The organism is Parabacteroides sp. FAFU027 (assembly GCF_022808675.1).
In the GTDB taxonomy this organism is placed as follows: domain Bacteria; phylum Bacteroidota; class Bacteroidia; order Bacteroidales; family UBA7332; genus CAXXIC01.
The window spans coordinates 358,186-378,830 of sequence record NZ_JAKZKV010000005.1; the positions used below are offsets into that span (position 1 = coordinate 358,186).

Sequence of the window (20,645 nt, forward strand, 5' to 3'; positions counted from 1 at the left end):
TGTAGACGACCGTCCGCTAGGTGCTGGGTTTTCCACGAGGTTGCGGACGGTTTTTTGTTTATGGAAATGTGGATTAAGGATGATAGGGATTACGGGGAGCGCAAATTTTTGCGGAAAAGAAATTAACCTTTAATCACAAACAGGTATCCAGCTTATCATTGTAATAGCGGTCAAAAGAGGGTTTTGCCTGATGAATGGCCCAGTTTTCTAATCCCATCTTCCTGATCATGCAAAGGTTATATACTTTCAGATTGTGCGGAAACCGCTCGGCTCCATGCGCTAAAGGATGAAGTAAATCGCACGGAAAATCAGTGCAATCACTGCAAAATTCTACCTTCTTCTCCGTCACACACCGATAGATTTTGCAATTACCGGAAAAGCCATAATTCCTGAGCACCTGGCAATCACCTTTGATGTTACGGCATCCGGGGCAAGCCACTTTATCAGGTTCCAGTCCAAGCTTTGCAGCCAGGGCTGATTTGTACTTCACATCCTTCGATGCCAGATAAAAGTAGCAGTTGAAACAATCTCTCCCACAAGGAGCAGTCAGATTTTTGTAGTCCATTTTTTTCACTTTAAAGATATACACCTCTTTAGTGGAGAAAAACATCATTCTGTGACAACTTCGGATATTATTTTTTCCCAATAATTTTTTTGAGGAAGTTCTTTATCGAATTTCTGATAAAAAGCGACCAGTTCAGCAGCCTTCGATAAGTTATTGTATTCTTTATCCAGATCTACGGCCATGACATGTTTCCGAATCCTGCATTTACAATTGCCCTGAGGATTGTAAATCACGCAATTGTTATTCATGAAATGCCTGACTTTTTCGCGTGAACGGGTCAAAATCTGCCTGATATTTTCTTCCTTCAGATTCATAATATGACCGATTTGCTCATAGTGCAAGCCTGCTATCTCCCGAAACAAGAATATCAACCGGGCATCGTTATTCAGACAATGGCAAAATGCGGTCAGGCAATAATCGCATTTTTCCTTCACCCATTGCCTCTTTTCACCCTCTGCTCCGTCGCAATCAATCGGTTCAAGCTCAAAATGGTTATTGATTTCCATCGTTGTGTAGGTCCTTTCCGCCTCGGCATACCTCAATATCGTCCTTTTAGCCACGGAATAAATCCAGGTCGAAATCTCTGAGTTTCCCTGAAATGAACCGATGCTTCTGATAATCTCAACCCAGACTTCCTGCGCAGCTTCTTTGGCCAACTCCTGATTATGTATCATGCGATGAGCCAACCTCGAAACACTTAGCCCAAACTCTTTTACCAACTGAGTTTTGTCAATATCCATAAGATGATGCTTTTACGTTGTGAATGTTCCGTTAAATATGGAATATCATTTGTCATGATACATATCAACTACTCTTCCGTTTCTTGCAGATAACGTAATGTGAAATACACCACCACTTGCAAATCCAGTTGTATATGAAGTCCCTTCTATATACCATAAACTATCACTTTTAAGACTAATAGAAAATGGCTTCTCCAAATTTATCTTCATTTTCCCATAGTGCTCAAATAAAATAGCCTCGGCTATTTTTACTGCAGTACTTTCATTTCTAATCAAATAAGCATCGTTTTTTACCTTTTGCTTATCTGTAAAAAAGAAATTGTCTGTAAAAAAGAGAATAATCAAAAGAATGATACAAATCCACATTATACTCTTATAGTTCTGGGTTAAGTTCCTAAACAGGCTGTCTTTATGTAACATAGTCAGTTTATTAATACTATCACAAAGGTTGAAAATAACCACGAAATATCAAAATCCCCCTTATGTAACAAAAGTAGCTGACCACGATTTTTGCCTGCTCTACCTTTGCAGCAAGAAACAAAAATCAAAAACAATATGGCAGTTACTACACTCAAAAGCCGCCTCCTCGGAATAGCCTTACTGACAAGTGTTATCCTCCCCGCAGGAAAAATAGCGGCACAAGCCCCCGCAGGAAAACACCTTCTGCTGAAGGAGGCCGTCTCCACCGCGATGGACAACAACGCATCGCTCAAAGTATCGGGCCTCGAAGCCCAAATCGCCAAATCAAACTACCGCCAGACGGATGCTATCCTGCTTCCGCACGTGGAGCTGGGTTACACAGCGATGGCGACAAACAATCCACTGAACGCATTCGGATTTAAGCTACAACAGGAGAATGTAACGATGGCCGACTTCGACCCGACACGCCTCAACAATCCAAGCAACAGCAAAGACTTCAGCGCGAAGGTGGAGGTAAAGCAACCGCTCATCAACGTGGACACCTACTTCCAGCGTGCTGCAGCCCGCAAGCAAAAGGAGCTTTACGAATACAAACACAAACGTTCGCAAGAATATGTGCAATTTGATGTAACGAAAGCGTACCTCACACTGCAACTGGCCAACCGTTCGGTTTCGGTACTGGAAGAGTCGTTACAAAACGCCAAACGCATCGAAGCCAATACCCGCCGTTACTTCGAGCAGGGATTGATCAAGAAATCCGATCTGCTCAATGTGCAGGTAAATGTGGCGACCGTCGAAAGCTACTTGACCAAAGCGAAAAGCAATGTCAGCAGCGCTTCGGAAACTTTGGCACTTACGATGGGCGAACCGGCAAGCGTAATCTATAACGTGGATTCGCTGCAACTGGAATCCGAAACAGCATCCGTAGCCACCGAAGTCTCCCCCGCCCGTTCCGACCTGATGGCTCTGAAAAAGGCCTCCGAAGCCTCTTCGATGATGGTCAAAGCGGCACAGTTGAGCTGCTATCCGAAGTTGAATGCATTCGGTAGCTACCAGCTTAACGACTACAAGATGGATCGTTTCAATGCCAACTCCTATCTGGTGGGATTGAAAGTTTCGTGGACCATCTTCAACGGTCTCAACAATTATCACAAGATAAACTCCAGCAAAGCGGAACTCGAAAAAGTCAACACACAGCTTCGTCAGCAGACCGACCAGAGCCAGCTCGAACTCAACAAGGCTCACCGCGACCGCATGGATCTTCTGGCAGAGATCAACCGCCAAAACGTATCGGTAGGACAGGCAGAAGAGTCACTCCGTATCCTGCAGGATCGCTACAACGAGGGATTAGTCTCCACTACCGATCTGCTGATGGCGCACTCACAACTGCTGCAACAGAAGCTTTCGCTAGCTCAAGCCATTTACGGAAATAACCTGACACTGGCTTATCTGGTGTTTCTCGGAGCCAGATAATCTGCAGATTAGCAAATTTGAGGATTTGAAAATGAATACTTCGAATAATCAATAAATATAACGATTCAACAACCGCACTCCTGCAAGTTTCCCGTCGGGGAATTTAGGGGACTTATTTATAACATTTATGAAATCACTCATATCCACAGCCTTACTGACAGTCGTCATAGGTATGACGAGCTGTTCATCCAAAGAAAAAAACGAAGCCGTAACCGACGACACCAAGCCCGTTCCGGTAGTAATTGCAACCCCATCCGGCAACAGTGGTTCCGGCATCCTCCTAAGCGGAAAGCTCGAATCAGAAAATACCGCCAACATCAGTACCCGCGTGATGGGCTACATCTCCTCCATCAGGGTAAAAGTAGGCGATCGCGTACAGAAAGGCGCTTTGCTCGCCACCATCAGCAGCAAAGACATTCAGGCGAAAAAGGCACAGGCCGTGGCGATGATTGCCGCCGCAGAAGCAGCCTATAAGAATGCTGCCAAGGACTACAACCGCTTCCAGACGTTGCACAAACAGCAAAGCGCATCAGACAAAGAGCTGGAAAACGTCACCCTGCAATACACCGCAGCCAAATCGAACCTCGAAGCGGCCCGCCAGGGATTGAAGGAGGTCAATGCCATGCTGAGCTACACTAACATCACGGCTCCTTTCTCCGGTGTCATTACCCAAAAGCTGGCCGACGAAGGTAGCATGGCAAATCCCGGAATGCCGTTGTTAATTCTGGAACAGAACGGATTGCTTCGCCTCAGTGCAACGGTTTCGGAGAGTGATATCAATCAAATAAATGTGGGAGAGGTAGCACAGGTGGACATCAAATCGACCGGCAAAAGCTTCCAGGGAAAGATAACAGAGCTAAGCCCTTCCTCCCAAGCTACCGGTGGTCAATACGTGGTAAAAATCACTATCCCGGCCAACCAGCAGAAAGAGTTACTCTCCGGCATGTATGCCAACGCCACTGTAGCCGGTAAATCAACAGGTTCTTCACAATCGGGCAGCATTCAGGTTCCGGTAGCCAGCATCGTCAATCGCGACCAGTTGACCGGCCTTTATGTGGTTTCGGACAAAAACAAAGCCTCGCTCCGTTGGGTGCGTTTGGGCAAAGTTTCAGGTGATCAGGTGGAGGTTCTTTCGGGACTGAATGCGAATGAGCGGTTCGTGCTACAAGCGGACGGAAAATTGTATAACGGAGTAACGGTCGTTGCGAAAAACTAACAGGCTGAAAGTCTGAAATAACATCAGCCCGGGGTATCGCCCCAGGAAAAGAATCCCCCGACAACCTGCGCCCTGAAAGGGCAAAATAAAAACAGATTGCCCATACAGGGTGCAAATTCTTCGAAAACATTTTACACAGGGCGTTGCCCTGTGCTGATGATACAAATGGTTTTCGGCCAATTAAAAACAACATTCTCAACTATGAAAGAAGGATTATCCGGCAAAATAGCCAACGCATTTTTAAAGTCAAAACTGACTGTACTGTTGATGATAGCCTTCCTGCTGATAGGGGCTTACAGTACATACCTGATACCGCGTGAGGAAGAACCCCAAATCGATGTGCCAATGGCCGACATCATGATCGGTTTCCCCGGTGCATCACCGCAGGAGGTGGAATCGACCATATCCGCACCACTGGAAAAAGTGGTCTCCAATATCAAAGGCGTGGAGCACGTTTACTCCACCTCGATGAAAGGCCAGGCAATGGTTTCGGTGCAGTTTTACGTGGGACAAGACATCGAACGTTCCCTCGTGAAGCTCTACAACGAGATCATGAAGAACATGGATAAATTCCCGCAAGGCGTAACCATGCCTTTGGTGAAAACCCGTGCCATCGATGACGTACCTGCATTGAGCCTCACCCTTTGGAGCGAAAAAAGCAGTGATTATGCCCTGACCCAACTAGCAGAAGTGGTGACCACCGAAATCAAGAAGATTCCCAACGTTGCCAACGTGACTATCCTCGGAGGTCGCAGCCGTCAGGTGAAAGTTGTTTTGGATAAAGATAAAATGGCCGAAAATCATGTCGATTTCCTCTCTATCAGCCAACAAATCCAGGGCAGTAACGCACAAATGACCTCCGGCAATCTGCTGAAAGCCGACACCGCATTCTCTGTGGAGACCGGCAACTTCCTGAGCAGCGCCGATGATGTGGCCAATCTGATTGTGGGTTCTAACGGCAACCAGCCCGTTTATCTCCGTCAGGTCGCTAAAGTGGAAGACGGAGCAGAAACTCCCCGCCAGTACGTGACTTTCGGTTACGGAGCGGCCAGTAAGGCAGACCAACTGAAGCACAAAGGCGAATACCCTGCCGTAACATTGGCTATTGCCAAGAAAAAAGGAGCCGATGCGATGCACCTCTCCGAGCAAATTCTGAGTAAGGTGGATCACCTGAAGAAAGACCTGATTCCGAATGACGTAACAGTGACTACCACCCGTAACTACGGGGAGTCGGCTTCTGAAAAAGTATCCGAACTGCTGATGCACCTGTTCATCGCTATTATCGTAGTTACCTTGTTTGTGATGCTGGCGATGGGCTGGCGCGGTGGATTAGTGGTCTTCCTGTCGGTTCCGGTCACCTTTGCCATGACACTTTTTGCCTACTATTTCCTTGATTATACGCTCAACCGGATTACGCTCTTTGCCCTCGTGTTTGTAACGGGGATTGTGGTGGACGACTCCATCATCATTGCCGAGAATATGCACCGCCACTTCAAGATGAAACGTCTGCCGTTCCATCAGGCTGCCATCTTCGCCATCAACGAGGTAGGAAATCCAACCATTCTGGCGACATTTACTGTAATCGCGGCAGTATTGCCGATGGCGTTCGTGTCCGGATTGATGGGACCCTACATGAGTCCGATGCCGATTGGAGCATCTATTGCGATGCTGATTTCGCTCATTATTGCATTGACCCTGACTCCTTATCTGGGTTACATTTTCCTGAGGGAAAAAGAGAAAGCCGGCAAGGAACACAAAGAGCATAAGATGGAGGACAGCAAAATCTACCGTCTGTACTACAAGACCATCGTTCCGCTGCTCGAAAACCGCAAAAAGCGCTGGACATTCATGCTCGTGACTGTAGCAATACTTTTAGGCTCTTTGACATTATTTTATACCAAATCGGTTCCGGTGAAGATGTTGCCGTTTGACAATAAGAATGAATTTCAGGTGGTGATTGATATGCCTGAAGGAACTACGCTCGAACGCACCGCTGCCATCACGCAGGAGATCTCGGAATACATCGCCAAACAGCCGTTGGTCACCAACTATCAGGGTTATGTGGGTACTTCTGCTCCAATCAGCTTCAACGGTCTGGTTCGTCACTATGACATGCGCCGCGGCGAGAATGTGGCTGATATCCAGGTAAATCTGGTGGATAAAAAAGAACGTAAAGCTCAGAGCCACGAGATTGCAAAGGGAATGCGACCTGCCATTCAGGCCATTGCGAAGAAATACAATGCTAATGTAAAAGTGGTGGAGGTTCCTCCCGGCCCTCCGGTGATGTCCACTGTGGTGGCTGAAATTTACGGTCCGGACTACAACGAGCAGATGAAAATCGCCGACCAGGTGAAACACATCGTAGCCAATACGGAAGACGTTGTCGATGTAGACTGGATGGTGGAAGCTGACCAACCGGAACTGAACTTCGACGTGGATAAAGAGAAAGCAATGAAAATGGGTATTGCTCCTGCACAGGTAGTGGCTACCGTAAGAGGCGCCATGTCGGGCATGCCCACAGGAGTGTTGCACCGTACCAACAGCTTCCAGCCGGTGAATATCCTACTGCAACTGAGTGATGCCGACAAAGCCGGACTCAACGACCTGAGCAATCTGAAAATTATCAACCGTCAGGGCATGGCTGTACCGGTAAGCGATTTAATCACTATCAAGAAAGATGTATCTCAAAAAAGCATCTTCCGTAAAGATCAGAAGCGTGTGGTGTACGTGGTGGCCGATATGGCGGGTAAACTGGAAAGTCCGTTCTACGCTATGACTAAGATTTCGGATAAACTCAAAGAGGTGAAAGTTCCTGCCGGCTATAAGCTTAACGAAGAATACAGTAAACAGCCAGAACTCGAAGACAACTATACCCTGAAATGGGACGGTGAATGGCAGATTACCTACGAGGTATTCCGTGACCTGGGCATCGCCTTCCTGATTGTGATTATCATCATCTATATGCTGATTGTCGGCTGGTTCCAGAATTTCATGGTACCTATCGTAATGCTGGCTGCCATTCCGCTCTCGTTGATCGGTATCGTGATTGGTCACTGGATCATGGGATCCTTCTTCAGCGCCACCTCCATGATTGGCTTTATTGCCTTAGCGGGTGTGATGGTGAGAAACTCGGTCTTGCTCATTGACTTTATCAATATCAGGCTGGAGGAAGGCATTTCCCTGAAACAGTCTATCATAGAAGCGGGAGCTGTTCGTACCACTCCTATCCTGCTGACCGCCGGTGCAGTTGCCTTAGGTGCGGTTGTGATCCTGTTCGACCCGATCTTCCAGGGGCTGGCTATCTCGCTGATGGGAGGTACATTTACCTCAACGCTGCTGACTTTGATTGTAGTGCCTTTGCTTTACTTCAAAATGATGCGGAAGAAATATCCGGAAAGTAAGTAAGTTCAGACCTGACAGGTTTTAAAAACCTGTCAGGTCTCATCCCCTTAAATTAAAAAAACATCTACCCCCTATGAAACTCTTAATCATCACCTCGCTCACCGACGATAAGCACGAAGTATCGAAACTTCTGCAAGAGGCTGGAATATCCATTTTTAGTGTGTCGGAAACCACCGGTTACAAACGCAATAATGGTAACCCCAACGCTCTGAACAACTGGTTTGGCAGTAAAAACGGAGAGTTTGACTCTGTTGTATTCTTCAGCTTTACCGATGCGGCATCTGCCGATGCGGCCATAGAAATGATCACATCACGTAACTGCAACGATCAGTCTCAATTTCCCATTCATGCATTTGTTTTACCCGTTGAGTCATTCAGCAAAATATAAAAGATTATGAGAGAAAGAATTATCCGTGCTGTAGCAGGGATTATGATGCTACTTAGCGTAACACTCACCCTCACCGTTTCACCCAACTGGGTTTGGCTCGGTGTATTTGTAGGAGTCAACCTTCTTCAATCTGCATTTACCCGATTTTGTCCCCTGGAATGGATATTGAAAGAGATGCGCATCGGGGAATAGCCATGTTTACCCATAGAAATACAACAAAAGCGCTGGATCAGAATGAGTCAGCGCTTTTGTTGTATAGAAAAAAGTAGAGGAAAAGTTGATACGGTTGAGTATTTTTGAACTGCCTCCAAAAAGTTATGTCTCCATCTTTTTGGAGGCAGTTCACTCCCTTAATACGATTCTGATGACGGAGGTGTAAGAGCAACCGTAGAAAAGTAGGGCGACGATAAGAAAGGATGGCATCAATTATTTCGACTTTCGTACAGGAATAAATGCTTTAGGAAGACGTCAGATCATACCTGACAATAAAATCCGGATGCTCACAACGATAAGGGAAAGCGCCAATGCCTTGATAATCATCCTGCCGTGAATCTTCCGGGATAAGTAAGCGCCCAGTTGCGCCCCCGGTATCACGCCAACCACCAGCCCTATGACCATTTTCAGAATCAGGGGATCATTGTAGGTTCCGTTGTAAATGTGAACAATCACACTCACCGTGGCCATGATGGCAAGGATAAAATGCGAAGTAGCCGTGGCAATGTGTACGGGGAAACGCAACCACTCCACCAGAGCCGGCACATGAATAATCCCACCGCCAATCCCCAGCAATGGAGAGAAATACCCCACAAAAAGGCTTAGAAATGCTCCTTTAAACATATCGTAAGCATAATCATAGGATTCATTCCACTTATCGACAAGATGTTGCTGCACCCACCCTTTATGCGAGGAAGCGGGTTTCGTGACCGCCATCTTCATGCCTCCCTTTAGGAAAAGAAAAAGCGCTAAACCGAGCAACAAGATGCCAAAAAGAATATCAAAAGTAGTTCGCGGAATGAGTCTGGTGGTAAACACACCAAGTATTGAACCAGGCACCGTTGCCAGGGCAAATGCAAAGCCTGCCTTGTAATCAACTCTTTTGGAAGACATATAGGCTACTGAACCTGACAGAGCGTTACAGGCAACCACTGCCATCGATATTGCAGTGATGGTTTCGGTGCTGAGTTCCGGATGCAATAGGATCAGGATGGGAACCAATATAAACCCACCGCCAGCACCGATTAGGGTGCCAACGGTACCGATCAGAAAGCCAAGCGGGATGATCATATAAATGCTGTCCATAATACCGCTATTTTTGTTGACACAGATTGCTAATTATGACTTTAAGAATAAGGGGGATAGTTTAGATATCCTCCTATTTATTTTGGAATATAGACTTGAATCGTATGTCTTCATTTCGAGCACACATGATCGGCGCCGTGATCGTGATGATGATCACAACCCACACCCGAATCGTTGATTCTTCCCTGCAAATAAGCCGCAATTAATTCATCTACCTCGCCTTTACAGCCTCTGATGACTTCGATTTGGCGCAAAACCAGATTCTTCATCGCACCTTCGCCCATATTACCGGCCAGCATCACTTTTACGCCTTTCTCTCTCAATTCCGCAGCGATGTTTGATTTACAACCACAGCCCTGAGGCGATGGAAGTGTTTCGGTGCTTTCGATATGGTTGTCCGCACCAATGGTATAAATGGTGTACTTCTCGCAATGGCCGAAGTGGTCGTCAACCACAGTACCCCGTGTCGGGATCGCTACTTTCATGATCTTTGTCTCCTTTTTTTAATATGTATAATTGATGATGATATCCATTTTCGCGCATCATGAACTTGCCGCAGTTTGGACAAGCGGTTTCACGGCAGGGAACGCCTTTGAGGTGAGGTTGCCGGGTTCCGCAATACACGCAGATGCAGAAACCGTTATAGAGCCCCTCTTCTTTACATTTATCCATTTGAGTTCAGTTTTCGGAGTTCGGCTGACTGGCAATAGCCGCATTGTTCGGTTTCCTCTTGCTCAATGAGCAGTTTTTTGCAGGATTCGCAACGGTACCAGTGCTCGTCTGTATGATAATTGCCCCCTTCGATAAAAATGGCTTTGCCTTCCACAAAGGCCTGAGCAATGGTCCGGCGCGCCTTTTCATAGATGCGCGTAAAGGTAGGCCTCGATACAGTCATCCGTTCAGCTGCCTGATCCTGTGTCAGCCCATCGTAGTCACACAGGCGAATTGCCTCGTACTCTTCAAAGAGCAGAATGACCGGTTCGAGCGTACTCATCGGTATGCCAAACGGCTTGAAACCCTCCATGGTAGGAGGAGCTGTTATCTTACGTTTCTGGGGCGTTCTTGCCATCTGTAATTGATTTCTGGGCTGCAAATATAGCAGTTATTATGAACATATGTTCATTTAATCACTACTTTTGCCACAGAATTAATCCGTCAGACAAATGAAACAACGAATAGAATCCAGCGAAACCCGCCAGTTTAAGGCCATATTCCCCAGCACGTTAAATGCTAACGAAACGCTCTTTGGCGGACAGGCCATGCAGTGGATGGACGAGGTGGCCTATATTACCGCCACGCGCTTTACCCGACAACGTATGTTTACCGTTAACACGGAAAATATCCGTTTCCTGAAAACAATCTCCCCGGGCTCTTTCGTCGAGGTAGTGGGACGTGTGGAGAAGGCAGGTCCGGTCAAACTGACCGTACAGGTGGAAATCTACATGGAAGAGATGTATGGCGAGAAACGCGAAAAAGCGGTGGAAGGTGCATTTGTATTTGCTGCACTTGATGATGAGAATCGTCCCCGTCGCATCAGCTATCCTATCGGGATTACAACCCACTAATTTTGGGAAATCAGAGCCACTTCTGTAAAGTAAATAATCATAAACAGTAGCTACAAAGAGTGAGGTAAAAACTGGAGTACTGCCAGTTCAATTTTCAAACTATACAAATATTATTCCAGCACATAAAACAAGGAGTTGAACAGAGATGTTATTTGTAGAACCAAAGTTCTGAATGAAAGACAAATAACGTTATGCGAAAACTGCTGATATTAACCTGCCTGATTGCTCTATTGTGTGCACAAAAAAGCTACGCCGGGCCGCCCTTCAATACCGATGATCCGGAGCCGGTTGAATACAAACATTGGGAATATTATGTTTCGACAGTAAACAACTACCAACAAGGAGTCTGGTCGGGAACATCACCGCATTTTGAAGTGAATTATGGTCTGGTACCTGATGTGCAGATACATTTGCTGATGCCGGTGAATTACACGACCGTACCGCATCAGAAAGCCTCTTTCGGATATACAGAGACCGAAGTGGGAGTCAAATTCCGTTTCCTGCAAGAAACCGATTCACGTCCACAGGGTGGAATCTTTCCAATCATTGAAGTACCCACGATAAAAAATGAGACATTCAGCAATGGAAAAGCCAAAATCTTCATCCCGGTCTGGGCGCAAAAGTCGTGGGGCAAATTAACCACATACGGAGGTATGGGATACTGGATCAATCCGGGAGAAGGCAACCGCAACTATATCTTCTCGGGCTGGGAGGTACAATACGACTTCTCTCCCACCCTGATGCTGGGTGGCGAGCTCTACTATCATTCATCGGATGCGATTGGTGTGAAACCTGTCACAGCGTTTAATCTCGGAGGGTCAATCAATGCGAGCCCCAAAGTACATCTGATTTTCTCGGCAGGACACAGTCTGGTGAACGGAGGTTTCTTTACCTCCTACCTGGGGCTATTATTGACTATTTGAAAACTATCCCGGTTAAAATAGCTTCTGAATTATCCGGACGATTATTGACAACACCACACTGACTATAATCATCGTGGTTATTGGGAAATAAAACCTGAAGTTCTCCTTTTCAATACAAATGTCGCCGGGCAAATGGCCCAGCCAGGAGAACTTATCTCCCCAGAAATAGACTACGATTCCTGCTATCACAGCGATTAAACCCAATAAAATCAGAACTTTTCCAGTATTATGCATAGTTTCCAGTGATAATTAGACGAACAAAGTTAATGGAAAGTACACAATACACAGACACCCTCGATTTGTAATGCTGAGCGCTGCCTTTAGAAAACGCCCTCTTTACCATCCTTAACGCACCAACCAAAACCAACCATCTAAGGCACTTGTTTTATAAGAAAGTACCCTTTTAACCTAAACACTATCTGCAAAAGCGATTCTGCTTATCGTCAGGGAGGGCATTGGTTCCCGTTCCGATAGGAACAACAAGATATACATAGAAAGAATTCCGAAAACAGCAGTATAATGTCATTATCCGCTGCAACTTAGAGCCTGTTTAAATTTTACCTAAACAATTTCATTATGGAGAAGAGTCTCCTTTCTTTGCTCCTTTTTTAGCCTCTTTCGGGCATATTTTTCACTTTTCCCCCTTGATTTATCCCGCTAAATCAGCGGGATAAAAGCAAAAAATCTACTCCGAAATAGCCCTAAAAAAGTCGAGCAATAAAATTTAAACAGGCTCTTAAAATAGCAACCGCCATGAAAAGGACTGTATTATATGTATTTATGTCAGTCGGTTCCCTTTTTATGCACCTGAATGTTCATGCTAAGACGAAACACCGCCACTCTCGTAAATTTGCGGGACGCACCCTTATACATCGTACCCATGCACATCATGCCAAACAGTCGCCTTATGCAGGAAATGGAATGCTTGCCGATGCTGTTAAGATCAATCGGATAAAGCAAAGGATTGATTCAATCTCCGCCTTTCGACCGAGTATTGCGACTGAAAATGAGGAAGACCTCTATCCGGCACTGGGATTGTACAACAACGACTGGAATACCAACGCAGTCAATCCTTATAAGGAGATGAACAATCTTCCCGAATCTGTTGCGATAGATTTGTCTGCATTCAGCATGCCCTGCATGGGAGCAGTAACTTCCAACTACGGATTTCGCCCGAGTATGCATCGCTTTCACTATGGAACCGATCTGAAAGTAACCGTTGGAGAACCTATTCACGCTGCTTTTTCCGGAAAAGTACGTGTTGTAGCCTATCAGTCGGGCGGTTACGGACAAGTCATTGTAATCCGCCACAACAACGGATTGGAAACCGTTTACGGACACCTCTCCCGCCAGATCGTCAAAGTGGGACAATACGTCAAAGCCGGTGAAGTGATCGGATTGGGAGGAAATACAGGACATTCTACCGGTCCGCACCTTCACTTCGAAACCCGTTTCCTGGGTGTCGCAATCAATCCGGCTGAGATTATCGACTTTGAGAATAAAGTGACACACATGGATACCTATGTTTTCTATGCCGATACAAAAAAACGGAAGAGAGGCGAAGAACTGGCTAAAGTGGAAGGTATTGCTTACCACAAGGTGCAACTGGGAGACACTCTCCACTCTATCGCCGAAAAATACGGAACAACGGTGGATGTATTACGCCATCTGAACAGAATCAGAAATGGCATTATCAAAATGGGACAATTGATCAGAACGGCATAAATGATGTCAAATCTTATCAGACATATCCTTGGATACACATTAGGCTTAACGATGTTTGGAATCCTGATACCCATGGGTCTGGTTAATCTGGGCGCATGGGATCATTCCGTTACACACATCAGCCTGATAGAATCGCAAGCCATACGCTGGATCATCGCAACTCCGTTCCTGGTTGTCGGGGCCGTCTTTGCAATCTGGTCTAATATCTTTCTCTTTAATGTGGGAAAAGGCGGGCCTGCTCAGGCATTTAATATCTCCATCAGTCCCAAAACCAAAAAGCTGGTGACGACCGGACCTTATCGTTATAGTCGCAATCCGATGATGTTTGGAGCATTTACGCTCTATTTCGGGGTGGGTATTCTACAGAATTCATTGATCTGCCTGCTGACGGTTTTGGCCTTTTTTACCTTCATGAGCTATATGATTAAGTTTTCCGAAGAAAAAAGGCTGCTGGATGATTTCGGCGATGAATATCTGGAGTACAAGAAAAAAGTATCCCGGTTTATTCCGATGAAACGAGCAAGATCAAATGTTCATAAAGGAGCATGACATTACATGCGATGCCGATAGTTATCGGCACCATATGTAGCCAAAACAGAAATAATTAATGACATATGAAAAGGATTAAACAGAAGTAATACAGAAGCCCTGATACAAATATTACGCGGCTCTACCGCTTCAGGTTACGTCGGGGTAGAGCACCAAAATATAAAATTCGCAATTCAAAGTCACGCTACTTTAACTTTAAACGATATACAAAATGAAAAGAACGTACACCACCGGTGAAAACGACCATCCCATTACCCTAGGAGTCAAAGTCAAAACCCAGGGCGTTGCGCATACGGTCGTTTACAAAGCCAATGCCGGAGAAAAAGAGGTTGCAATTGCGCATTCCAATCCGACCGATGATCTGGGCGAGATAAAAGAATTTGTACTCGGCAAAGCTTCAGAGCTAAAGGATGATTATTTGCTCATTGTTTCGACAATTGATTTATCTAATCTGGACCAGACCCAATGGGACAATACCACCGTCAGATATCACCTGAATGGAGGGGCTTCCGGCAACCAAGCCTTTGAAGAAGATATGGACGATACCAAGATGACGCCGGACGGGAAATTAATTGTCACCAAACCAATCAAACTGAAATAGATACCCGAAATTAAAGAGGATAAGACTTCACGAGATAAGATTAATACGGCTCTATAACGTTTTGTGTGGGTGATATATTAAAGGTTTAAACAATCATACTTATCTAGCCACGAATCCACGAATATGTAATGTGTCTTTTCTTTTTTCAGTAATGAAAAAAGATTCGTGAAACTACGATTTTCAGTTCACCTGATTAACAAAAGGTTATATGGTGTGTTTAATTCGTGCATTCGTGGCTAAAATCATTTAGATAGAGTTTATCCTAAATTATCCCACGAAATCCTTTAGGTAAATTCTTTCCCTAAAAAGGACTCAATAGATACCTTGCCACACAAACCGTTATAGAGCTATTAATACAATCAATCTTTATCCTTTGTTTAGCAGTCGTTTATCTGATAAACAGACCAGCTATCCGATAAATCTTTATAAATGCTAAAAATCCATTCCGAAGGCAGCTCTTGTTACCTTCAGTTTGTTATATACCTGAAGATGATTTTATAATCATCTATACTTACTGATAAGGTTTTCACATTGTTATGCTTCGTCACATGATTAGTTGTTAATCTGCTTTACCGACTAATAACCATCTCATATCCTTGCAGGATATTATTTTACAGGATTCGCTGTATTTAACCTAAACTGAACTTGTTGGTCATGAAGAAGCTTATTTTTACCCTTGGATTTATTTTTATAGCATCCATTGCTATCGGACAGGTTTACAAAACCGTCAATGCAACACCGGGAGGGTTAGATACCCTACTCACCTCTACAGAGAGAGTCACAGTTACAAATCTTACAATCAAAGGTTCCATAGATGCACGCGATTTCAGGTACATGCGTGATGAAATGTCTTCATTGTCAGTACTGGATATCAGCGAAGCGAATATTGCATCCTATACAGGTACTGACGGAACTGATAACTGGTCTGGTTTATCCGTTTTCTATCCATCTAAAGCCATTCCGGATTATGCCTTATACAGCAGCAATTCATTAACCTCCGTCATTGTAAATACCCAGGTAAACAGGATAAATGCAGAAGCATTTATGAACTGCAGTAATTTAATCTCCGTAACAGGGACCTCATCGGTTACAATCATCGGAGATAAGGCATTTTCTGATTGCTATAACCTATCCTCCATTACCGGATCTACAGTACTAAAAACGATCGGCGCTTCTGCATTCTCCAGCTGTAAAAGCCTGTCTTCAATAAATATCCCGGCGTCGGTAACCTCTATCGGGGACGGTGCTTTTTTCGGATGTGGGGCTCTGTTTATTGTAGATCCGGCCAACCTCTATTATTCCAGCAATGGAGGTGTACTTTTTAATAAGACTCAGACTACCTTATTACAATGCCCGTCCTCTCTTCGTGGACACTACACCCCTCCGGCTACAGTGACCAGCATCGGGAACTATGCCTTTGCCTTTTGCGACAGTCTGACGTCAGTTACCATCCCAACCTCTGTGATCACGATTGGGGAAAACGCATTCAACTACTGCAAAAGCATAACCTCAATAGATATACCCAACTCGGTAACAACTATCGGCAGCTACGCATTTGCCCACTGCGATACACTTCTGTCTATTACGATACCCTCATCAGTGACCTCTATTGGTAATAATGCATTTACCGAATGTATAAATCTGGCTTCGGTATCACTTCCAGCTACATTGACCTCGATAAGCAGCAGTCTATTCTACAAATGTAAGAACCTGACCTCAATCGATATCCCATCATCTGTTACCACTATCGGACCATATGCGTTCTATAACTGCACCGGTCTGACAACATTCTCTGTTCCTCTATCGGTAGGAGTTATCGGAGAAAATGCATTTTTCAATTGCAGTAACCTAACCTCATTTTATGTATCCCGCTCAGTCCCCATTGACCTGAGTAGTACCTACTCTGTTTTTTATGGAATTGACCCTACTTGTATTTTATATGTCCCCCAAAATGCAAAAAGCGCTTATGCCAATGCTTATCAGTGGAAAGAGTTTTCCTCCATTGTAGAATTAATTCCTACAGGGAAATCAGATGCTGTGATTGATAAACCTCAAATCTACACATCAGGCGACAGAATCCGGACAGAAGGCATTAACGGTCCGGCAATCCTCCGAATCTATAATACAGCAGGGAAACAGCTGATTGCTAAAAATATCTCAGGAGACGAATCTATTTCCATCTCTGAGCTGGCAAATGGAATTTATATCGTACAACTAAATGTTGGAGAATTATCTGTAACCCGTAAAATTGTAAAGAACTGATCCGGCCGGTAAAATCTGACAGCTAATAAATAACAGGCTATGAAACGAATAATACTTACCCTGAGTCTTGCCTGCATAACATCTGTAATATCAGGTGCTGTATCCAAATCCGTCAATGTTGCATCCGCAGGCACGTTGAGTACCTTACTCACTTCTACAGAAAGGACGACAGTCACAGATCTCACCGTAACCGGTACAATTGATGCCCGGGATTTCAAATTTATGCGGGACAATATTTCACAGCTCGCCAATTTGAATCTATCGGGGGTAACTATCGCTGCTTATTCCGGTACCGGCGGTACCAGCGTCCGCAGTACTGCAACTTATGCAGCCAATGAAATGCCGGTATCATCATTCAACACCAAAAGTTTGTTGACCTCGATAACTTTGCCCACTTCCATAACGTCAATTGGTGATTCAGTTTTCTATAACTGTATAAAGCTTGCCGGAACACTTTCCATTCCCGATCCTGTGACTTCTATCGGAAAAGCAGCATTTACGAATACTGCCTTAACGGCCTTCTCCGTTGGTAGTGGAAACAGTAGCTTCTCTGTTATTGATGGGATACTTTTCAATAAGCTCCAAACCACATTGCTTCTCTGTCCGTATGGCAAAACAACAGCCAATTATACTATTCCCTCTACAGTCACGTCTGTGGGAGATGCAGCTTTTTATGGTTGCTCCGGAATAACCGGGATATTGACCATTCCTTCGTCTGTTACCACCATTGGGATTAAAGCATTTATGAACTGTACTGGTCTTTCATCCGGATTGACATTGCCCACTTCGATAATTACGATAAAGGATAGCGCATTCTTAAACTGTTACCGACTGACAGGAACCCTCACTATTCCCACATCAGTTAATACCATCGGAGCTTTTGCTTTCAGCAGATGTTCGGGGCTTACGGGCATTCTGACTATCCCGGCGTCCGTCACCTCTATCGGAACAGCAGCCTTTGCGGGAAGCTCTATTACATCGTTTTCCGTAGCTGGTGATAACCCCACTTATTCCTCTTACAATAATCTGTTGTATAATAAAGACTTTACTACTTTACTTCAATATCCAACCGGAAAATCCGGTTCGTGTGCGATTCCCGGTACAGTTACTACAATTGCTGACTACGCATTTGCCTATGGGTACGGTTTAATTGGAAGTCTGACGATTCCCGCTTCCGTTACAACTATTGGTAACTATGCCTTTTATTACTGCAACCACCTCACCGGAAATCTGATTATCCCCAATACAGTCACCAACCTGGGAGAAGGAGCTTTTGCCAACTGCACCGGATTTAAAGGCTCTATTACAATATCAAATGCTTTGACAACGATCAACGATTATACCTTTTACGAATGCACCGGGCTGACGGGAACATTAACTATTCCCTCCTCCGTCACGTCAATCGGGAGCAGCGCTTTCACCGATTGTGCCGCGTTGTCGGGTGCGCTCATTATTCCGGAGACAGTAAACACCCTCGGAGAAGAAGCTTTCTACGGATGCTACGGATTAACGGAATTATATCTGCCTGCCAATATCGGTGTAATCCCCGATTACTGTTTTTTCGGATGTATTGGCCTTACAAAGATTCAATCGGCCCGTCCTACAGCACCTTCAATCGGCATGCACACATTTGAAGATGTGGACTTTACCACTTGCCAGCTCATCATCCCGACAGGTTCAACAAGTTCTTACCAGTCTGCACCATATTGGTCATATTTTACCACTATAACGGAACAAAACTTCACTACAATAGTCAATACAATCCAGGAGCAGATCCGTGTTTATGCTGCGAATGGACAGATCATCGTTGAATGCAGTCAGTCCGGCACCCTGATTCAAATCTATAGTGTGAGAGGACAACTTGTTAAGGTCATGCAAAGTCAGAAAGGCAAACTGGCGATTGACTTGCCTGATGGCATTTACATTATTCGGTTTGGTAACCGCTCATTCAAGGTTATGCTGTAAGTATTTTCTTTTCAGTCATGTAAAAGAAGTGTCAGGAAGCCTGCTTTGTCGGGCTTCCTGAATCACTTTTCTAACCTAACCTTATAAACGACCAACCATGAAAAACATTATCTTACTCCTTAGTCTCTTCTTGCTGAATACAATTGCATCCGGACAAGTCAGCAAAACCGTAAACGTTGGTACAGCAGGGACTTTAAACACATTGCTCACGACTACTGAGGCCACAACCGTAACCGATCTGACTATATCCGGGAGCATAGATGCCCGCGACTTTAAGTTTATGCGGGACAATATGACGGCACTTATCAGCCTCGATTTGTCAGGCGTTGGTATTGTTAGCTACTCCGGAGCTGAAGGAACCACTTCTTCCGCAATCACATACCCAGCCAATGAAATCCCCCAACGTGGCTTATACAACAAAAATGGACTAAAAACCATTACACTACCCATATCTCTGACATCTATCGGGGATATGGCGTTTGCCAGTTGCAGCGGATTGTCAGGAATTACCTTTCCGGCATCCCTGGTAACCGTTGGGCAAAGTGCATTTTCAAACTGTTCCGGACTGAAGGGTGACCTGGTTTTTCCCAATTCGGTAACAGATATCGGAGCAAGTGCTTTTTATCAATGTAACAGTTTAGACGGGAACCTGTCTCTTTCCAGCTCATTAAAGACAATTGGCTCCTCTGCGTTCTCATACTGTACAAAACTGAAAGGCAACCTCGTGATTCCCAACTCGGTTACGGCTATGGGAGAAAGTTCTTTTAAGAACTGTTACGGATTTACCGGAACACTGACACTATCAAACTCTTTAACCGAAATCAGCACAGCTACTTTTGCAAATTGCTCAGCATTAAGCGGCTCATTAGTTATTCCCGGATCTATAACGGTTATTGGGCCTGATGCTTTTTCCTCATGTGAAAAACTTTCCGGCTCACTCACCTTCCCCAACTCCGTGACAACTATCGGAGAAGGTGCATTCCATTGGTGCTATGGACTGTCAGGAACACTGACTATACCAAACTCTGTCACTTCTATCGGTGCTGCTGTTTTTCAATATTGTTCTTATATAGAAGAACTTTACCTAAGCAAAAATATCAGCACCATCCCACAAAGTACATTCGGTGGATTTTATGCTTTGAATATAGTTAAAGCGACGAATCCTGTTCCCCCGGCTATTACAAGCACAACATTCTCCGGAGTACCATACAGCACCTGCACTCTATATGTTCCTATCGGGAAAAAAGCGGTATACAAAGCTGCATCTTATTGGTCAAACTTCCAGATTGTCTCGGAAATGGATTTTACAGCTGCGACAAATAACGTAGTAATTAGCAAAAATGATGTTTACACTACGAATGGCCAGCTCATAGTTGAATGCAGTCAGTCAGACGCCCTGATTCAAATCTATAGCGTGACGGGGCAGCTCATCAAGGTCTTGCAATGTCAGGAAGGCAAACTCGCGATTGACTTGCCTAACGGCATGTACATTATTCGCTTGGGTAATCATTTTCACAAGATTATCCTGTAAACGATCTTTTTTAATCATGCC

The 20,645-nt window shown here is 44.9% G+C and carries 21 protein-coding genes; 13 read left to right on the plus strand and 8 right to left on the minus strand.

All coding sequences use genetic code 11. The annotated features are described in order from the left end of the window. Nucleotides 1–133: 133 nt before the first annotated feature. The 3 genes from MLE17_RS10195 to MLE17_RS10205 are packed head-to-tail and all read right to left on the minus strand — an operon-like array spanning nucleotide 134 to nucleotide 1,725. Nucleotides 134–565 (minus strand): DUF3795 domain-containing protein, encoded by a 432-nt coding sequence (locus MLE17_RS10195; RefSeq protein ID WP_243348692.1) that lies wholly within the window; start codon nucleotides 563–565, stop codon nucleotides 134–136. A gap of 44 nt (nucleotides 566–609) precedes the next feature. Then, entirely contained in the window at nucleotides 610–1,305 is a 696-nt protein-coding gene (locus MLE17_RS10200; protein ID WP_243348693.1) for an RNA polymerase sigma factor, read from the minus strand. A 45-nt stretch (nucleotides 1,306–1,350) separates the two neighbouring features. Then, a complete protein-coding gene (locus MLE17_RS10205) occupies nucleotides 1,351–1,725 on the minus strand; it encodes a YbbC/YhhH family protein (protein WP_243348694.1) in 375 nt (124 codons plus the stop codon). Nucleotides 1,726–1,860: 135 nt separating this feature from the next. Between MLE17_RS10205 and MLE17_RS10210 the strand changes: the two genes are divergently transcribed. The 5 genes from MLE17_RS10210 (at nucleotide 1,861) to MLE17_RS10230 (ending at nucleotide 8,396) form a co-directional block, all read left to right on the plus strand. Beyond that, nucleotides 1,861–3,198 carry a TolC family protein gene (locus MLE17_RS10210; RefSeq protein ID WP_243348695.1) on the plus strand — a complete coding sequence of 446 codons (1,338 nt, stop codon included), beginning with the start codon at nucleotides 1,861–1,863 and terminating at the stop codon, nucleotides 3,196–3,198. Between the two features lie 127 nt (nucleotides 3,199–3,325). Beyond that, complete coding sequence (locus tag MLE17_RS10215; protein ID WP_243348696.1) at nucleotides 3,326–4,414, plus strand: efflux RND transporter periplasmic adaptor subunit; 1,089 nt, start codon at nucleotides 3,326–3,328, stop codon at nucleotides 4,412–4,414. Nucleotides 4,415–4,615: 201 nt separating this feature from the next. Then, the gene (locus tag MLE17_RS10220; protein WP_243348697.1) at nucleotides 4,616–7,819 is read left to right on the plus strand and encodes an efflux RND transporter permease subunit; all 3,204 of its coding nucleotides are present in this window, start codon (nucleotides 4,616–4,618) and stop codon (nucleotides 7,817–7,819) included. 70 nt (nucleotides 7,820–7,889) lie between these two features. Continuing rightward, nucleotides 7,890–8,204: a hypothetical protein gene (locus MLE17_RS10225; protein ID WP_243348698.1), complete on the plus strand. Its 315-nt coding sequence runs from the start codon at nucleotides 7,890–7,892 to the stop codon at nucleotides 8,202–8,204. A 6-nt stretch (nucleotides 8,205–8,210) separates the two neighbouring features. Further along, nucleotides 8,211–8,396, plus strand: coding sequence for a DUF2892 domain-containing protein (locus MLE17_RS10230; RefSeq protein WP_243348699.1), 186 nt, complete (start codon nucleotides 8,211–8,213; stop codon nucleotides 8,394–8,396). 276 nt (nucleotides 8,397–8,672) lie between these two features. On the opposite strand, the gene MLE17_RS10235 is transcribed toward MLE17_RS10230, so the two are convergent. The 4 genes from MLE17_RS10235 to MLE17_RS10250 all read right to left on the minus strand — a co-directional run bounded on the left by MLE17_RS10235 (nucleotide 8,673) and on the right by MLE17_RS10250 (nucleotide 10,572). After that, nucleotides 8,673–9,503, minus strand: coding sequence for a sulfite exporter TauE/SafE family protein (locus MLE17_RS10235; RefSeq protein ID WP_243348700.1), 831 nt, complete (start codon nucleotides 9,501–9,503; stop codon nucleotides 8,673–8,675). A gap of 110 nt (nucleotides 9,504–9,613) precedes the next feature. Then, complete coding sequence (locus MLE17_RS10240) at nucleotides 9,614–9,988, minus strand: NifB/NifX family molybdenum-iron cluster-binding protein (protein ID WP_243348701.1); 375 nt, start codon at nucleotides 9,986–9,988, stop codon at nucleotides 9,614–9,616. After that, complete coding sequence (locus tag MLE17_RS10245) at nucleotides 9,951–10,175, minus strand: hypothetical protein (protein WP_243348702.1); 225 nt, start codon at nucleotides 10,173–10,175, stop codon at nucleotides 9,951–9,953. The genes MLE17_RS10240 and MLE17_RS10245 overlap by 38 nt, the downstream gene beginning before the upstream one ends. Beyond that, on the minus strand, nucleotides 10,168–10,572 hold the full coding sequence (locus MLE17_RS10250) for a DUF134 domain-containing protein (RefSeq protein WP_243348703.1): 405 nt from the start codon (nucleotides 10,570–10,572) through the stop codon (nucleotides 10,168–10,170). The genes MLE17_RS10245 and MLE17_RS10250 overlap by 8 nt, the downstream gene beginning before the upstream one ends. A 94-nt stretch (nucleotides 10,573–10,666) precedes the next feature. On the opposite strand from MLE17_RS10250, the gene MLE17_RS10255 reads away from it, so the two are divergent. Continuing rightward, nucleotides 10,667–11,068: an acyl-CoA thioesterase gene (locus MLE17_RS10255; RefSeq protein WP_243348704.1), complete on the plus strand. Its 402-nt coding sequence runs from the start codon at nucleotides 10,667–10,669 to the stop codon at nucleotides 11,066–11,068. Between the two features lie 191 nt (nucleotides 11,069–11,259). Further along, nucleotides 11,260–11,991: a hypothetical protein gene (locus MLE17_RS10260; protein ID WP_243348705.1), complete on the plus strand. Its 732-nt coding sequence runs from the start codon at nucleotides 11,260–11,262 to the stop codon at nucleotides 11,989–11,991. A 12-nt stretch (nucleotides 11,992–12,003) separates the two neighbouring features. On the opposite strand, the gene MLE17_RS10265 is transcribed toward MLE17_RS10260, so the two are convergent. Continuing rightward, nucleotides 12,004–12,225: a DUF2905 domain-containing protein gene (locus tag MLE17_RS10265; protein WP_243348706.1), complete on the minus strand. Its 222-nt coding sequence runs from the start codon at nucleotides 12,223–12,225 to the stop codon at nucleotides 12,004–12,006. A 519-nt stretch (nucleotides 12,226–12,744) separates the two neighbouring features. Between MLE17_RS10265 and MLE17_RS10270 the strand changes: the two genes are divergently transcribed. From MLE17_RS10270 to MLE17_RS10295, 6 genes are all read left to right on the plus strand, one after another. Further along, nucleotides 12,745–13,716 (plus strand): peptidoglycan DD-metalloendopeptidase family protein, encoded by a 972-nt coding sequence (locus MLE17_RS10270; RefSeq protein ID WP_243348707.1) that lies wholly within the window; start codon nucleotides 12,745–12,747, stop codon nucleotides 13,714–13,716. Beyond that, entirely contained in the window at nucleotides 13,717–14,265 is a 549-nt protein-coding gene (locus MLE17_RS10275; RefSeq protein ID WP_243348708.1) for a methyltransferase family protein, read from the plus strand. Between the two features lie 211 nt (nucleotides 14,266–14,476). After that, nucleotides 14,477–14,866, plus strand: a complete 390-nt coding sequence (locus tag MLE17_RS10280; protein WP_243348709.1) for a hypothetical protein — start codon at nucleotides 14,477–14,479, stop codon at nucleotides 14,864–14,866. Between the two features lie 654 nt (nucleotides 14,867–15,520). Then, on the plus strand, nucleotides 15,521–17,128 hold the full coding sequence (locus tag MLE17_RS10285) for a leucine-rich repeat domain-containing protein (RefSeq protein WP_243348710.1): 1,608 nt from the start codon (nucleotides 15,521–15,523) through the stop codon (nucleotides 17,126–17,128). 39 nt (nucleotides 17,129–17,167) lie between these two features. Continuing rightward, nucleotides 17,168–19,093: a leucine-rich repeat domain-containing protein gene (locus tag MLE17_RS10290; RefSeq protein WP_243348711.1), complete on the plus strand. Its 1,926-nt coding sequence runs from the start codon at nucleotides 17,168–17,170 to the stop codon at nucleotides 19,091–19,093. A 97-nt stretch (nucleotides 19,094–19,190) separates the two neighbouring features. Continuing rightward, nucleotides 19,191–20,624: a leucine-rich repeat domain-containing protein gene (locus MLE17_RS10295; protein WP_243348712.1), complete on the plus strand. Its 1,434-nt coding sequence runs from the start codon at nucleotides 19,191–19,193 to the stop codon at nucleotides 20,622–20,624. The last annotated feature ends 21 nt before the right edge of the window (nucleotides 20,625–20,645 follow it).